This window comes from Neorhodopirellula pilleata, from assembly GCF_007859915.1.
Taxonomy (GTDB): domain Bacteria; phylum Planctomycetota; class Planctomycetia; order Pirellulales; family Pirellulaceae; genus Rhodopirellula; species Rhodopirellula pilleata.
Window position 1 is genome coordinate 1 of the sequence record NZ_SJPM01000043.1, and the last position, 16,720, is coordinate 16,720.

Annotated in this window: 14 protein-coding genes; 1 reads left to right on the top strand and 13 read right to left on the bottom strand. The window is 51.4% G+C overall.

The annotated features are described in order from the left end of the window. The first annotated feature begins 473 nt into the window (after window positions 1-473). Window positions 474-1,874, top strand: a complete 1,401-nt coding sequence (locus tag Pla100_RS29585; RefSeq protein WP_146582885.1) for a PQQ-binding-like beta-propeller repeat protein — start codon at window positions 474-476, stop codon at window positions 1,872-1,874. 38 nt (window positions 1,875-1,912) lie between these two features. Here the strand turns inward: Pla100_RS29585 and Pla100_RS29590 are convergent, their stop codons facing one another. From Pla100_RS29590 to Pla100_RS29650, 13 genes are all read right to left on the bottom strand, one after another. Then, window positions 1,913-2,725 (bottom strand): glycosyltransferase family 2 protein, encoded by an 813-nt coding sequence (locus Pla100_RS29590; protein WP_146582887.1) that lies wholly within the window; start codon window positions 2,723-2,725, stop codon window positions 1,913-1,915. Between the two features lie 273 nt (window positions 2,726-2,998). Continuing rightward, window positions 2,999-4,081, bottom strand: a complete 1,083-nt coding sequence (locus Pla100_RS29595) for an NAD-dependent epimerase/dehydratase family protein (RefSeq protein WP_146582889.1) — start codon at window positions 4,079-4,081, stop codon at window positions 2,999-3,001. 24 nt (window positions 4,082-4,105) lie between these two features. Then, window positions 4,106-5,806, bottom strand: coding sequence for a tetratricopeptide repeat protein (locus Pla100_RS29600; RefSeq protein WP_146582891.1), 1,701 nt, complete (start codon window positions 5,804-5,806; stop codon window positions 4,106-4,108). Window positions 5,807-5,900: 94 nt separating this feature from the next. Then, entirely contained in the window at window positions 5,901-6,962 is a 1,062-nt protein-coding gene (locus tag Pla100_RS29605; RefSeq protein WP_146582893.1) for a glycosyltransferase family 2 protein, read from the bottom strand. Between the two features lie 688 nt (window positions 6,963-7,650). Then, window positions 7,651-8,292 carry a hypothetical protein gene (locus tag Pla100_RS29610; protein WP_146582895.1) on the bottom strand — a complete coding sequence of 214 codons (642 nt, stop codon included), beginning with the start codon at window positions 8,290-8,292 and terminating at the stop codon, window positions 7,651-7,653. A 79-nt stretch (window positions 8,293-8,371) separates the two neighbouring features. After that, on the bottom strand, window positions 8,372-8,488 hold the full coding sequence (locus Pla100_RS29615; protein WP_197168345.1) for a sugar phosphate nucleotidyltransferase: 117 nt from the start codon (window positions 8,486-8,488) through the stop codon (window positions 8,372-8,374). A 75-nt stretch (window positions 8,489-8,563) separates the two neighbouring features. Further along, complete coding sequence (locus Pla100_RS29620; RefSeq protein WP_146582897.1) at window positions 8,564-9,448, bottom strand: sugar nucleotide-binding protein; 885 nt, start codon at window positions 9,446-9,448, stop codon at window positions 8,564-8,566. A 60-nt stretch (window positions 9,449-9,508) separates the two neighbouring features. Further along, window positions 9,509-10,486 (bottom strand): glycosyltransferase family 2 protein, encoded by a 978-nt coding sequence (locus Pla100_RS29625; protein WP_197168342.1) that lies wholly within the window; start codon window positions 10,484-10,486, stop codon window positions 9,509-9,511. A gap of 219 nt (window positions 10,487-10,705) precedes the next feature. Further along, window positions 10,706-12,280, bottom strand: a complete 1,575-nt coding sequence (locus Pla100_RS29630; RefSeq protein ID WP_146582901.1) for a glycosyltransferase — start codon at window positions 12,278-12,280, stop codon at window positions 10,706-10,708. 2 nt (window positions 12,281-12,282) lie between these two features. After that, window positions 12,283-13,095, bottom strand: a complete 813-nt coding sequence (locus Pla100_RS29635; protein ID WP_146582904.1) for a class I SAM-dependent methyltransferase — start codon at window positions 13,093-13,095, stop codon at window positions 12,283-12,285. Then, entirely contained in the window at window positions 13,089-13,700 is a 612-nt protein-coding gene (locus Pla100_RS29640) for a class I SAM-dependent methyltransferase (protein WP_231603798.1), read from the bottom strand. The genes Pla100_RS29635 and Pla100_RS29640 overlap by 7 nt, the downstream gene beginning before the upstream one ends. 77 nt (window positions 13,701-13,777) lie before the next feature. Further along, window positions 13,778-14,779: a KpsF/GutQ family sugar-phosphate isomerase gene (locus Pla100_RS29645; protein WP_197168343.1), complete on the bottom strand. Its 1,002-nt coding sequence runs from the start codon at window positions 14,777-14,779 to the stop codon at window positions 13,778-13,780. Window positions 14,780-14,789: 10 nt separating this feature from the next. After that, window positions 14,790-16,076 carry an ABC transporter ATP-binding protein gene (locus Pla100_RS29650; RefSeq protein WP_146582910.1) on the bottom strand — a complete coding sequence of 429 codons (1,287 nt, stop codon included), beginning with the start codon at window positions 16,074-16,076 and terminating at the stop codon, window positions 14,790-14,792. Window positions 16,077-16,720: the final 644 nt, after the last annotated feature.

Here is a 16,720-nt window from a genome sequence, read left to right on the forward strand (position 1 = left end):
GGGCGGCCCACACTCGTTACGTTCAATCCGTGATTGACCACTAACTGGAGAGCCGTGTGCGGGAAAACCGCACGCACGGTTCGGAGGGAGGGGAGTCCGGCTCAACCGGACTTCCCTACCCCTATCGTGCGTTTAGCCCAGATGCCTTCGGCTTACACTGATTCGTTAAGAAAAGCGAACCATTAAATCGGCCCCGAATGTGAGAGCCGGTTGACCTGGACGGTGCAATTCGAGATGTATTGTCTGGCTTCGCACCTGCCAAGGATTATGAAGATACCATCAATTAACATGGCTAAGGGTGCGTGGACTCGGATTGATTGTTATCCTCTCGCCGGGTTTTCGTTTGCCCCTTACGAATGGCATCTTGATTGTATTTGGTGGCTGGGCGTGCATTCGGCAGAGGTTCAGGCGGACACCTAAATCTTGCCGCTCTCGCTACGCTAGTAAATGTGTCCCGGACCGCCGGTACCAGTATGTCTTTTTTGCGAACCCTGAAACACCTTCGTTACGTTAGCATTGCTTCTTGTGTCGTATTGGTTTCTGGATGTTCGCCAAGGACAATCGAGGATACGCTAGCGTTGCCGTTGGTCGAGCCGACCGTCGTTGATCAACCAGATACCGACGCGGTTACCGCTGCCCGGGCGAATCAATCGACTCTGTCCGATACCGAGGAGGACCAGGGCTGGCCAGCGCTTTTCGGCCCCGATCGAACCAGCTCTGTGGACGCGGCCTGGAACCCAATCTGGTCAAGCAACGGCCCAAAAGTGTTGTGGGAAACCGAAGTCGGCACCGGCTATGGATCCCCAGTCGCCTTGGGAGGCTTGGTTGTCTTTAGCCACCGGTTGGCCGATGAGGAAATCGTACAATGCCACGATGCGCTAACGGGAACCAAAATCTGGGACTACCGTCATTCGACGTCAGTAAAATGCGAATTCGAGTACAGTGACGGCCCCTACAGCACTCCTTTGATCGAGCCCGATCGACGCCGTGTTTTTGTCGTTAGTGGTGAGGGGCGATTGAGTTGCGTCGAACTCGATACAGGCGAGCACGTATGGACGAGAGACTTTCCCACCGAGTACGAACTTGAGCCGGGAGAATTTCCGGTGGGGGCCACGCCTTTCCTGGACGGAAATCGGCTCATCCATAATTTGGGAGCCGGGGAAAAGGGGGCAGGCATCGTGGCATTAGATGCCGAGAATGGTGCGACCCTCTGGGAGGCAACCGATCACGGAGCGGCGTACTGCAGTCCGCTCGTTGCCAAGATTCACGACCAGCGCTTCTTGTTCGTCTTTACGGACAGAGGCTTAGTCTGCTTGGATCCCGACACGGGGATCAAAGACTGGGAGTATCCGCACTTTAGTCGCGCGCCACTTTCCTACAACGCTGTGTCGCCCTTGGTGTTCCAGGACAAGGTGTTGATCGTCACGGGACCAGGGCCCGGTGCGGTGTGCGTTCAAATTAAGCAAGATCGCACTTTTGAAGAAGTTTGGAAGAATCGCCGTGTCATCAATTGTCAGTACAACACTCTGATGCTCCGCGACGGATTGGTTTATTCGTTCACTTCCGCCGGCCAGGGCGGAGCAGAGCTTCGTTGTGTCGAATTCGCCACCGGAAAATTGCGATGGCGGTATCATAGCGTGCTGCGACGAGGGCAAGGCCTCATAGCGGGCGATGCATTGCTTCTCCTGGGAGAACGGGGACACCTTGCTTCGCTCGCCTGCACACCGGATGAACCCAGAGTTTTGTCATTTACTCAGGAACCGTTGATGAGCGATCCCTGCTATTGCTCGCCCGCATTAAGCAATGGGATTTTATTCCTTAAAGATGAGGAGCGCGTGGTGGCCTTGGACGTTAGGCCGCTGGCCGAGCCGTGAGGATCTCCTCCGCGGATCGGGCAGAAGCTATCACTCCTTCACCGGGCAGAGTCTGCTGCTTTAACGTAATCACCGCGACTAAAATATCGTTCTAGCCAAACATAGGCGACGATAAAGAAATAGCGACTTCCCATTTCTTTCATCTTTAACTTCGCGACGCCGGATCGTCGATTTCGCCAAGTGATTGGGATGGTCGTCCATGTGTAACCACGCACGATCGATTTCAATGGCAGTTCGACTGTGAGATTGAAATGTGGTGAAAGGAACGGACGACACCCGTCAAGTGTCGTACGTCGATACGCTTTGAACGCATTGGTCGTATCATTTAGTTTAATGCGAAAGATAACCTTGATGAACAAATTGGCCAAACGGTTGACACGAAGTTTCAACCATGGGTAGTCGATCACGCCTCCGCCTTTCATAAAACGGCTTCCAAAAACGCAGTCCCAACCCTCATTGAGAAGATTCCAGTACCGCACGACGTCCCGGCAATCGTCCGACTCATCGGCCATCATGATCACGACCGCGTCCCCGATGCTATGGTCAATCCCATAGATGATCGCTCGACCGAAACCATTTTCCCCGTCGTTGCGGATCGGCTTCAGTTCGGGAACTCGCGCTTCCATCTGCTGCAGAATTCCCCAAGTGCGATCGGTACTGCCGTCGTCGACCACCACAATTTCGTGAGGGACGTTATTGAGTCGCAGTTCCAGGTGCAAGTGTTCGACCGTTGCCGCGATACAGCCTTCTTCGTCGCGGGCTGGAATGACGACCGTAAGCAGTTCGAGCGACTGCGGCTCACTACGGTCACCATCTTCCGGGGCAGGCGAGTTGCCGGGGTCTTCAGCCATTGTAATTCTTGTCACTGGTTTGGGACGTTCGCAAAGTGCCGTAGCCAGAGTCCCAAGACTTCGGTCTCCATTGGTATGCCGTCTGAACTCTTGCGAGTCAAGCTACCACGAACGCCCGAAATCTGAAGGATCGCGAACCACATGGCTTACCGGCGACTTGTCGCTAGCGGGCTGTTGATTTAGTCGTTTAACGGCAAGCCGCAGGCGACGGAGTTTGATAACGCAGACGCCTGCGGCTTGCCGTTAAACGAAAACGCCCAATCGTGCACTAAATCAACAGCCCGCTAGCCAGTCAGGGTTTCGTTCGGCGAACTCGGCGATTTCTGACATTATTTCCTCGATCGTGATGGTGGGACGCCAATCCCAATCCACTTCCGCGCGGCTGCTGTCCAGCACGACCCACGGCAAGTCAAACGGGCGGCTTCCGCCCGAAGCCGCGACTTCTCGTAGCCTCCACCGATTGGAACACCACTGGCTTACTTGGGCGAGCGACCGGGCCGACGTGATGCCTCCCGATAAGTTGTAAACTCGCGAAGAAACTCTCGCGATTTGGGAATTGGGCTCTTTCGAGCCGTGCTTCATTTGCTTGATCAGCACCGCAGCCAAGTCGCGCGGGTGAAGGCAGTCGCGAACTTGGTGGCCGGCACCGCCAAAGCCAATGTAGCTAAGAGGTTTTTGCTCAAACCAACTATGCAACCAAAAAGCAAAAATACCTTGATCGGGCTTGCCGAACTGGCCCGCCCCTGCCATCACGCCGCAGCGATTGATCCAAACTGGGAACCTGAATGCATGGCCATATTCCAGAGCCAATTGTTCCGAAGCGACTTTGGATGCACCGTAGAGTGAAACCGGCGGCGTGGTTGAAAAATCTTCGGAAATTCCATTTCGCGAAACCCATTGGATCTCCGCAATATTCTTAGGGACAAATGCCCCCTCATGAACCTCCACGTCCAAAGAGGCTAGCGGCAGTAGCGAGTAAACCCGGCTGGTGCTCAGCAAAATGAACCCCGCCGAATGTCGCTTACAGAACTCAAGCAAATTGATCGTCCCGACCAGGTTGTGTTCGATCAATTGCCGCGAACTGGCGATGCCGTCAACACCAGCCATCACGCTCGCATTGGCCGCCGAATCGACCACCCAATCCGCCCGCCCGATCGCGTTTAAGTCCGATTCATTGCGAACATCGCCATGATGTACCTGAACACCGAGGCTAAGCAACGATTCTCGATTGAGCCACGATCCCGCTCGGGACAGATTGTCGATTCCGACGATCTCGCACTCAGGCAGTGTTTCCCGCAAGACCTTCGCGACTTCCGAACCCACGAAACCGCAGATCCCAGGTATCAAGATTCTCATTCCGCGTTTTCCTCCGAAATGATCCTATTGTCCCGTCTCGAGCATGAAATTTCGCGATGGTCGCATTGATTGCTGAGCTGTCGCGTGTCGCTTGAAACTATCGTAAGTCTTTTCAATCTCGTCGCGGATCGGGGTGTCTTCCTTCAATGCCGCGCGAAACAGTTCTTCAGCACGTCGGTTGTCTCCTCGCGTTGCTGCAATCAACGCAAGAGACCATAGGATCTCCACACGCTGAAGAACATTGTGGCTCTCTCGCACAGTTTGCTCATACAATTTTTCAGCTTGCTGAAGTTCCCCACGCAAGAAGTATCGATCCGCCAGTTCCCGCCGCCATTTGTAATTGGTCCCGGGATAGAAGTACCCCCTTTTTTCGGACATGGCGACGGCTTGCTGCAACAATCCGATACGCGACCGTTCCGAAAGTGACTCGTCGAACGAAAAAAGGTTGTAAAGGTTGCGAGGATTGTCCGGTGCACGCCGGGATTCGGTTCGTGCGAGAGTCGTTTCGTCGCGATAATCCAAATTTCTCAGAACGCTGCACACCGATAGGGGAACAGCCAGAACCAATGCCGCTCTGAACAAACTCTCGTTCGACCATGCACTCAGTTGCCGACGCGTGGCCAGAAACGTCACCAAGCTTCCGATGACGAACGCGAGTGGCAAGTAAAAGCGATGCTCGAAAATAAGGTCCGTTAGCGGAATGAAAGTCGTCGGAGCAAGAATCGCCAAGACGCTGGCAAGTGGGAAACCGAAAAGTAGCTTTTTCCAAATGCCGTAACCACACAAGCCGAAGAGAATTATCCAACATACCGATCCGATGGCGATCCACTTCGGATCGGTCATTGGTAGCCATCCATAGTCGAGCACTTGACCGGTGGGCCAGAAGGTCAACCGTAGATATTGAAAATAGACAATTGGTTGGCTTGTCATGTAAGCCAGCGGATCGATTCCGACCAAATCATATCCGGCGGTGCCGAATCGGTCGTCATGTTTCGTCAGTGAGGGAGCGATTTTCCAAGCACCAAACACGATCGGCAACATGAGGATCCAAGGAACGACGCGTCGTGCGAGTGAACGATTGGAACCACCGAGTAAGGTGCGTTCGGCGGCGAGCAAAACGATCGGTAATCCCGCCGTTATCTCCTTGCTCGCATAGCCAAGGCCACCGAATAAAACACAGAGAGCGAGCCAAACGATATTCGCGTTGGATGAAACCTCATCTTCAGCGCTGCGTTGTGGTGAACATGCCGTCAAATAGCACCCCAACGAAAGAAGGAAGAACATCGTCGCCACCGACTCAAATCGCTGGACGATATACACAACTGCCGCTGTGGACAGTGGATGCACGCCCCAGAGTAAAGCGATGGTTAACGCGACTTGGCTAGCTTTCAAATTAGCCCAGCTTGGAAATGCCAACCGAAGTGCCGCAGCAGCGACCCAAAAAACCAAGAGGGTGTTGATGACATGGATCACAATGTTCACAAGATGCGACGCTGCAGCTGACTTCCCCAGCGTGGCAAACTGCAGCGCGAAGATGCCTCGCACAACAGCCCGGTTGCCATTTCCAATCCATCCCGCCGCGAACAACTCGTCGAGTGAATCGTCGGACGTCACATTGGTATCATCCAATACGTATGCACCACCCACACCGGTCAAATGCACAACAAAGACGATGGTTAAGACGACAAGCAACGAACTAACCTTGAATTGACCAGAGAGGGTCATTCTCGAACCGCTGGTTTCATTTAGGTTTCAACTGCCATGTGGGAACCCACGAACCTAGTGTCGAAACTTCTCGGATTGAAGTTTCAGATCTTCTCTACCACCGCACGACGAAGCACGCGACGCAGTGCCAGAGAGTTAGGATCGGGTTGGCAATCCAGCGGACGATCCACCCTGAAAGATGAGGCGATTTGATCTCGCCACTCCATCGTCGAACGATTTCGCGGTCACCGACCTTGCGAGTCGATTGAATTCTCCTGCGAGATTGTAGCATTGGAAGGAAAAATCCTGGGGCAAAGAAACCCTTTAGCGAATTCCACTTGCCAGCCAACAAGCCATTCTGAATCGCGTAGACGATTTGCCCGAATTCCATGACGGTGATTGCTGGGGAAAGCACGATTAAGGTGGCGAGTCGATAGTGAGTCGCAAGTAACCACCAGCGGTTGCGTTCCAGGTACTGATAGCTACGCATTGTCGATGTGAAACTGTACTTGTGAAAAACGATGCTGGAGAAGCAAAGCCAGGGAGGATAGCCGAGCAAATGGCAACGCCAACCCAGTTCGGCGTCTTCGAGGTACATAAATAGCGTTCCATCGAACAGTCCGTTCTCTCGAATGAAAGACGCCCGCAACAGAACTGCAGCCCCAGATGGGTAATCAATGATCTCGTCATTCAATACGCCTACCGCCATCTCTCGGTAACGCGTCGGCAGTCCGAATCCCAGATAATGCAAACGATTTCCCGACGTATTGATCCGATCCGTCTCGGGATGGAGCATCAGCAATGACTGAACCGCCCCACATTCAGGGTGGCGATTCATGCACTCAATCGCTTCAGTGAGAAAGCTTGAATCGACGATCGTATCTTGGTTTAGAAGATAGATATAGTCCCAAGATCGGACCGACTCGACATGACGCCAAAGGTAATTATTGCCTTCAGCGAAACCCAGGTTGATTTCTGAAGGGATTACGTGAACATCGGGAAACAGATTTCGTACCACTTCGCCAGAATCATCAGGCGAAGCGTTGTCCAAAACAAAAGTTTCCACACAAATATCGGTCGAGTCCGCTGCGGCGATACTCGACAAACAGTCGGGTAGGAATTCCGAGCCCTTGTAAGCGACGATCAAGACTGCAACACGGACGTCAATCATTGACATTGAGCCAATCTTGGTTCACCTCCCACGGCAATCGCATCAAAATTTGCATAAACTATTCGCTTGTCCTTTGCCATTGTCCAGGGTGATCGGGAAAGATTCGTTGTTGAATGAATTTGTTTGATAAGGCTACAACCGAGTTTGCGATGTCGACGGACCAGGTTTTGTTATTTCAGCAGTATTTTGAAGTTGTTGAAGATCCGCGTGTATCGGCTCGTTGCGGCCACCCATTGAACTCAGTTTTGTATTTAGTGGTTGCGGCAGTCATGGGTAACTCACACAAGGTGGCCAATGAATAGACGCAAAGGTTGCTAAATAACGTAGCCCCGAAACTCCAACTCTGGCAGCTCTCAAACAGTTCTTAAGTTTCATGTGATTGGACTCGATTGGTTGCCGGGACGACTACTGTTTCCTCGTCCCAGCCAACACGTACGCTTTCGCTGCCGTATCAATCATCCAATCGCAACGACCGATCGCCTCCAGACCACTTCGCAGACGATCATCACCGATGGAAAATCGCACACTCCAATTCTTCAATCCACCGAGATTCGACACCGCACTTCGGCAGACGAAGCTTCCAACCCAGATAGTTGAGATCGACTTAGTCGAATGTAGACGCTGTAAACTTTCCATAATTGGATACCCCACGAATCCACATGCGTCCGTGATCAGGATTCTTTGCAGGATTGCACTATTGTCCAACTCGGCTATTGATTTGCCAGCCATCGACGATCAACAACGACCAGTGACTGATCAGCACGGAGGCCGATGGATCCACGGATTGGAACTGGATGCCAACGAGCGGCATCCCGAGATCCATGGCATTGCGGACGGGAACCTCGGGAACATTAAACACGTTTCCCCGTACCGGCTTAACATCTTCATTCAACCGAAAAAAGCCAACCGCCACACGGCGATCCCGCACCCGATTGGCAATGGACCAACGCCACACCATACCGTGAACAAGCGTCGACTCAGGAATGATCAATCGTCCCGACCCGGGATCGAATGATAGCCTCGGGTCGTCCGCGTGCAACAATCGCGTCTCAGGCGACGGGGTAGCTGCTGAGATTAGTCCCAGTCCACTCTTCCTCATCGCCTCTAAACGACGATACAGGACCTCGCCGCTAGGCGAGTAAAGACCAAAAGGATGTCCGAAGTGCTTCTCCGCCAATAGGCTCAGTGGCAATCCCGACTGAATGTCAAAAGCTACATCCGCGTGGCGCTGCCGATAACTCGATGCGTACGTCCAACCGGCGGGAACATTGGCGATACCCAAAACCGACGCGAGAAAAAAAGGCCCCCATGACATTGATCTAGACCAACGCGACATGGAAGCCCGGTTCCGATCATGACGACTGCGAATTCTACACAACTCAACAGCTGGAAGCCAAAGAGTAGTCAACAAGTAATTAAGTCATCGGCTTGTCGTAAACCGCCAGCAGTTTTTTGCTGGTGGATAACCTTAGCGGGTACAACCGCGTACCCGAACCGCCTGCCAGCACAATGCCCCGCCGGTTGAGCTTCATCGAACGGTCATTTTGATTTATATCGCTCACGACTAACTCTGTTCCTGCCGAAACCGACTTAGCCTTGTATCATCATTACTTTGAAAGTACCGTTTCGGTTTTCCAATTTGCGAGAGTTTGCTGAAGTGCGTCCCGGATCGGACGCATCGGCAGCCCATGCGAAACCGCCTTCGAGGCGTCTAAAATACAATTGGATCGAGGTGCCACCGCAGCAAGACTCATGAACTCAACCTCATCTGCAAAGAAACGAAACCGATGATCCATCGCGATCGTTTGCGAAAGCATTTCGGTCACTTCTCGCGTCGTGACGCTGCCAGGATTGGTCAGGTTGTAAATGCCAAAGGGAAGTTGATTCACGACACAAATGACACAGGATTTTGCAAAATCCCCGAGGTGAGAGAGGCTGTTTGTGGCGTCAAGCAAGGTCGAGTAACGCATCAATTTTGAAAAATAGTTTCGCTGCCCGTCAAATTCGTCGAACGGAATTCGCAGTCGCCATACATAGCAAGATTCACAGCCATCGATAATTTCTTCGCCAAGAGATTTGCAACCTGAATAAAAACTGCAGTGGTTCGTACGAAAGCAAAAGTTGGGTGGGTCCGATTCCGTAAAACCGGAACCATCGAGCTTGCAGCCGGTATATATACATCCGCTGGACACGTGGCCGAAGGGGATCCCGATAGATTCGCACGCCTCACGGACGATCCCGGGCAACACCGCATTGCCTAACATGCATTGAGTTTTCTGAACCTCACATGCGTCGACGTTTGGCTTGCCCGTAAAGCCTGCCGAATTAATGAGGAATTCAATATGGTTTTCGCGAAGCCATGCGGACAAATCATCCGTTTGATAATAATCCCGTTCCGAACGTCGCAGTACTCGATACGGAATACCTTGGCTTCGCAATTCGACCGCAATGGCGCTTCCGATAAAACCATGACCACCTAAAATACCGATCATTCGATTTTAAACTCTTTGATGATTTGCATCGAGATTTTCTAGCGTGATTGAACCGTCAACCTAGCAAAGTAGGTCTTGCAAAAGAGACTTCCAACCGAACGAAAATCGACGGTATCCACCGCTCGCCCAGACAATGAATCCATAGATCCGTCTCCAGCGGTTCTCCCGGAGCCATATCCGGTCCTGCAGATGTCGAATTTTCTCATCCAGCTGTCCGATCAACAATGAATCGATCGGCCACTGATGTTGATGACGATCGAGATGGTCACGAATGGAGCAATACATCTCGCGATGGGCAAACAAGTGTTTTCCACCGATCATTTTCGCGCGAAGGTAATTCTGATATATCGAGCGCTTCTTCTCGCCTACTTGTTGCGCACCATGTTGTCGATAGTTGACGAGAGGTTTTTCAACTCCGATGAGCGGGCCTATGGACGCCAGGGTGAAAGCAATCCAGCCGTCATGTATCCACGAACGGTCAATCGGCGTAACCAACGGAACATGGACGCGGCGGAATGCCATGGTCATGCCGGTGACCGCAAATTTTCGGATCAACACGTCAGTACCGCGAACACTTTCCAGTATTTTGCGGTCGCGTTTGCTAAACCCTACCGCTTCCCAAAGTCGATATCCAAGCGGTTGCAGATGTTCATCAACCATTTCAGCATCGCTGTACACCATCACCGCTCCCGGATTTTCGTTCAATAACTTCTCGAGGCACTCGAGCTTGTCATGATTCCAAACATCGTCTTGGTCCGCGAGCGCGATGATTTCACCTCGACATGCCCTAATCGCGTCGGTAAAGTTTTGTGTCGATCCCACATTGCGTGGCTGCGAATGAATTCTGACTGGAAAACCTGCACGTTTTGAAAATTGTTCTAACACCTCAATCGTCCGGTCGGTTGAGCGATCATCGAAGACAACAAGCTCATCCGGCTTCCTCGATTGGTTGGCAATGCTTTCGAGTTGATCGTAGAGATAGCGGTGACCATTGTAGGTGCACAACGCAACACTTAGCTTGATGTCATGGGACGTCATCGCCTGCAAAGCTGGTCGAATACTAGCTGGCTTGTGGAAATCATTCCTTGGCAAACAAGTCGTTCATGGTGCAAATGAAAATGACCTGTCATAGGTTTCAATGAGCTGGACAAATCTATGAAACTCGAATCTCGAAGTAACCAAGATGACAAAGGCATTTGAGTTACAGAGCCTCATGTATGTCAAATGCAAATACAGCATGACGCTTTGCTTTAGCATTCATCTCTCCACACTACGACTTAGCCCGAAGCGAGTGATGTTGCGTCTTAAAAGTGAATAAGCCCTATAAGGGAGGGATCGCTTAATTCCTGCTAGTTCTTGTTCTACGCGAGCCAAGCGATGCACAGCGTTCCAGAGTTCTTCGCGAGCAGCGTCAATAGGTGAAATCTCAGCATGGGTGTTGACATTCAATTCTGCGTAGATCTTCCTTGCTTCTTCCAGCAGTTCGATTCTCACATGGCCCTCTACCACTGCACGCCCGACATCTTCGAGCGTGACCGCACCGTCACGACACGCTTCCCTAAAGCCCTCCATCCAGATCTCGGCAAGGGGGTTGCTCTTATTCTTCCAGGGTTGCGTCGGGACGCTCGTGTAGTGCAGTAGTTTCGTTCTGTCTTTGTCAAAATACTCCAAGCAATTCCATCCAGGGTCTAGGTCATCACGTATCTGGTCGGGCGAAATGATGCTAAGTTGCGTAAGAAGTTCTTTGTAGGTGAAATCTCCGCGATTTAGCTGCTCGATGATCGGAACAATCTGCCAGTCTAACCGATCGCAGTCCAACAGCATTACCGACATTTGCCGACCTGGTGTGAACGGACAGTTCTTAACTTGCCAAACTTCTGGGATATAGTCTTGCCTCGTGCATAGCACCGTTTGATCATTGAACGGAATGCCCCAAAGTTCCGCTACGTCGGCGAAAACCTGCATGTCAGCGTCAACATACATTGCTCTTCCACGAAAACCCGCCAATTCAGGTATCAGAAACCGGGCAAAAGAAAAGTTGGTTCCTGGTTTTACGTTAGGGTTGCTGATTTTTGGATAGGGGAGGTTCAGCATGTGGACTACTTGAACCGGTCGACTGGCATACTTCTTGATCGAGTGTTCTAAAACTTTGGCCGCGACTATTTGAGAATCGTCGGTGCCAACAAAAATTCTCATCGGATCGGTCATCGGTTTGTAATCCATGCTGTATTTTTTTGTGAGAAGCAATATTTCATCGAATTGAGCATCGAAGCTTGTCCGGCCATTTTTAAGCAGAGTTTTCTTCTCAAGTTTTTTGAATTGAGATGCGTACGAGGATCCTCCGTCAATGCCATAGCTTCGAACCGATTTGATCTTTAGTTCTCCCAGAATGTTGATGACAGCCTCAACACTGAAGTACTTGGGTCGAATACTTGGAGTATTCAGATTCGGTTTTAGGTTTTCAGAAAGGCCATTTTGAAGCCAGTACCAAACCAACCTTTGCTCCGCATCGAGCTTTCTCAGTACCGGAAGAACATCAAAAAATTGATCCAGAGTTTGGCCGCAAGCAAGGCAATTGACGTTCGGCACCAATGGCATCAGTAAGAACCTTGCGTTCTTTTCGATTGCCTCCTCGCAATCCGCGACAACATCTAGATCAATCGCATGTGCAACAGTTGCTTGGTATTGAAGAATGACGTGGTTGAGAGCAATTACGGGTCGCGTATCGGTCTCTGGGCGATAATCACCTAAAGTTGGTCCTTTACCCAGAATCAGCCATTCTCCGTTGAGTTCGTCCTTAACGGTGTCCCACCATTGAGTCAGTTCAATCACGTTCAGTTTCGCGTGGCATGAATTAAGACTCGTGGTCCATTGCGTTCATCGCGGTCCTCCATGATGTCAGCATCAAAGCCATTGACATAGAAAATATCGAGAAGCTGCTCAGTGGCCAACCATTTGGCATGGTCGTACATTCCAGCAAACGGCGCCTTTCGCCCACTCTCGGTAAATTGAAAATATGAATAGCTCTTCCCTTCGACATCGTAGGACATTAGGTCTGCTTTTTCAGGTGCAACATGTGTATCAAGCATGACACCATGTTGAACAGTCGGCAGCAGTCGCATTAAATGCGAGACGGGATCCACGAGATGGTAAAGAACTCCAATATGGCACAGGAAATGATGATCGAGATTGAGCGTGGGCGGTGGAGGTTGTTCAACATCCCACACATGTGCGGTAACTGGCACATGGAACAAACCACATCGCACCAACGTTTTACAAACATGTTCGATCCTAGAGTCTACCGCCGTGACCAGCGCCCCTGCCCGCGCAAGCGCGACGGTGTGGATTCCTTCAAAACAACCAACCTCCAGAACACGCTGTCCCTTCAGTTTGTAGCGTCTGTCGAATTCTACAATTCGCGGATCCGGCACTGCTTGCGCTGCATTTCGCTTGTCGGAACTAAACGCACTTCCGAAACGACGCCCTTGCGAATCACAAACAAAGCAGTTCCAGGGAAGAATTTTGTTGAGCAACTGCAGGTCTTCACTCGAAAGTGACTCAACAACGGGTATCTCTAGTCGCAATGTTGCATTGGTTTCAACTTGCTCATCAGGTCGTCTGAAAAAGAATTCGAGACACTTCAACATGGTTTGCCAATTCCGCACATGTATCCCTGCTCAATAACGATTCCATGTTCGCGTCTAGCTCGCAAGCAGTGGATCTGCAACGAATCCATAAACGGCTCTAGAAGCTGGCCGAACTCTTCCTTGGTATACTCCTTCACATGGTAGGGAGATACGGTTGCTTCGCTTCGAAAAATAGGTGTCCCAATACAAATGACTCCGTCTCGCTTGCAGAATTGTGTTGCAACCCGAATCAATTCCAGAGGATCGGGAAGGTGCTCGATGACATCCATAGAATAGACGAGGTCAAATGATTGTGCTCGGGGGCTTGAGTTTGCGAACTGACCCAAAGATGCATGAATAACTTCCGCGTTTGTTAGCGACCGTTTTGCGAGCTGGTCTCTGGCGAGGGCAACCGCATCACTGTCCCCATCTATTCCGATGATGTCATGGCCAAGCAGCGCTAGCTGTCCCACGTAGACACCATCTCCACAACCAAGGTCGAGAATCCTGCACTTCGAATTTGGCAAGGAGCAAATGAAGCGGACTAAATCCTGATAGACTTCATCTTCTTCGAACAGCCGCCAGTGGTATGCGCCATGTCGCCTGTATTTTGGGAAGTCAATCAAGTTGCTGTCGCTCTGACGCGTTAACCATCGCTTCGCCCGCCGTACAATTCGCTCGATAAGTAACGCCATACGGATGCCTAAGATGTGATTCCGAACGAGAGCACTTGATGCATATGAATGATACCCGTTACAGACAGGTCCTCATCCACAACTGGTAGAACAGAAATCTTGTTTATTTCCATGACATGAAGTGCCGATTGAGCAAGTTCTCTCAGGAAAACAAATTTTGGTGATCTCGACATGACCGAGCCGATGCGATCTTGGAGCGAAAAAGAAGGTTCCTGAATTAGCCTTCTTAGGTCGCCGTCAGTAAAGATACCCAGCAACTTTTTCTCAGTATCACAGATCAGCACGGCGCCCATTCGACTTTGAGTCATTTCTAGCAGTGAATTCGCGATCGTTTCTGTCTCTTCCACGATCGGAACGTCGGCTTTTGTGAGCATAACATCTGAGACTCTTGTTAGCAGCCTTCGCCCGATCATTCCGGCTGGATGCAGTTGAGCCAAATGAAGTTTCGATGTTTGACGCAACTGACACAATGCGAGTGCAATTGCGTCTCCCATCGCCATTGTTGCGGTAGTACTGCTAGATGGAACAAGATCGAACAGATCGGCTTCTTGGCTCACACCTACGTTAATTGTCTTGGTTGCGATTTTCGCGAGGGTGGAAGTAGGTCTACCTGTCATCGCTAGGATCTTACAACCTACGTTACGAACAGCCGCGGCGACACTGACGACCTCCGCAGTTTCACCGCTGTTTGAGATGGCAAGTAGTATGTCTTGACGTCCGACCGAGCCCACGTCGCCATGGAGTGCCTCGGATGCATGAAGAAAGTAAGCCGGTGAACCTGTGCTTGAAAACGAAGCTGCGATTTTTCGTCCAACGAGCCCGGATTTGCCTAGTCCTGTCACGACGATGTGACGCTTGCACTCCAACAAAAGTTCAATCGCTTCAACGAGGCTATCATCGATGGAATTCACAAGTTCTTCGATGGCAATCTTTTCCGCAGTAAGTACACCTGAAACCATCTGCCGGATTTCCTGACTGCCCCGACTACCCGCAGCGACACTTCTCTTCACGTTTGAGATTTTACAAGTCTCCATTCTCGCCTGTCTGCAAAGATGCCTGCCAAGGTAGCACTGGAGCCATAAAACCGGATCGACGGCTTGTCCAACGGCAGGACTCGCTTAGCCCTCCCTTGATCTCGACACAAAGTTGAGGGGAGTTAAGCCCAGGTCGGCAAATCCAATCGCGTCCTGGACTTTTTATGACGAGTTCGATTCGATAAACGCCTTCATTTAGGAAATGCGTTGGCACTGGGGACGTGAGTATCCAGTCCCCTGTACGCCACTGAGGCCACTCGTCCTCATTCATATCCGTAAAGCATGACCAGTAGAGTACTTGTCCATCCGAACTTGAAATCATATATCCCACGGTAAAGTCGGAACTCACCTCCGCAATTCGACCTCGGACAACAATTAATGATTGTTGGTCCTTTCGAACAACTGGTGGCACAGGGGTTCCGTCCGAATCAGTCCATTTGAAAGAAAGTGGCGTAAACCAAGGATTGACATGCTTGGAAAGCTCGTCAGCGTTTACGTTCGTTGATAGCCCTTCTAGCCCCCCTACTCCACCGTAGAATTCGAGTGCTTTGTCGATCATTGAACCGAACGGGATTGCAGTGCCACGATCCAGCACCAATGCCGTTGAGCACATGCGTCGGACTGCATCCAGCATGTGGGTGACAAATAAAACGGTGCGACCGCCACTCGCCACGTCACCCATCTTGCTGATGCAACGCTTCTGAAACTCCGCATCGCCAACGGCTAGCACTTCGTCGATGATTAAGATTTCACTTTCTAGATGGGCTGCGACAGCAAAGCCGAGGCGGACTTGCATGCCGCTGGAGTAGTGCTTCACCGGGGTGTCTAGGAACTTCTCGACGCCGCTGAAATCGACGATCTCGTCGAAGCGTTTTTTGATTTCGGATCGGGTCATGCCGAGGGTGATGCCCGAGACATAGATGTTTTCTCGGCCGGTCAGTTCGGGGTGGAAGCCGGTGCCGACTTCGAGCAGACTCGCGACGCGGCCGCGGACGCCGAAGCGGCCGCTGGTGGGTTCAGTGATGCGGGAGAGGATTTTTAACAGTGTGCTTTTGCCCGCTCCGTTGCGGCCGATGATGCCGACGACCTCGCCCGGTTGGACTTCAAAGGAGACGTCTTTTAACGCCCAGAAATCTGGGCTTTGCGGGGCGGTTGGCGGTTGGCTATTGGCGGTTGGCTGGGAAGAACCCGCGGCTAGCGCCGTCGGCTTACAGCTTTCGGGGCGAGGGGGGCGGAGTTGGTTGTAGGCGTAGCGGGGGAGGCCGGTCAGCATTTCGCTGAGGCGGTGGTAGCCAGGACCGCCCGAAGTTCCGATGCGGAACTTTTTCGAGAGGTTTTCGACGATGATGGCGGGGGAGGGCAAAGCAGGCTTCAGGTTACAGGTGTCAGGCTTCAGGATCGCGTAGCTGGACTCTCAAGAGTTCAGCGGGTTTGGTTCGTTAGAATGGGATTGGGATGATTGAGATCAGAATTCTTGCGAATCCTGCTACGAATATGCTTGGTTCCAAATTCTCGCGAATTCGGCTACGGTTTGAGGGCGATGCCTTGAAGTTAAAGTAGGCGGGCTACGTAGATTTGCTGGATTTCGTCTTCAGATGTATGAGAGTGCGTGTCTCGGATGCCTGCTCGCATGATTTGACGTGTCATCTCGGTCAGTTCAAAGGACTTGGCGATCTTTCGTTCTCCTGACATCGCTCGCATGATCTGATCTCTGATCATCAGACCCGCGCGTCCGCCTTATGAAGTTGCACTTTTGCCTGTGGCATTGGTTTTTCGTAACCCGCTGCGTAAGCTCACTGTACCACACAAGTCGGTGAGAGCAGCTTGAAGTTTTAGTGGAGAATCGCTTGGGGGAGGCTTTTCTTTTGTCGGTCAGCGTCGAATGATGCAACGCCAAATTTGCTGGCGGGGATTTCG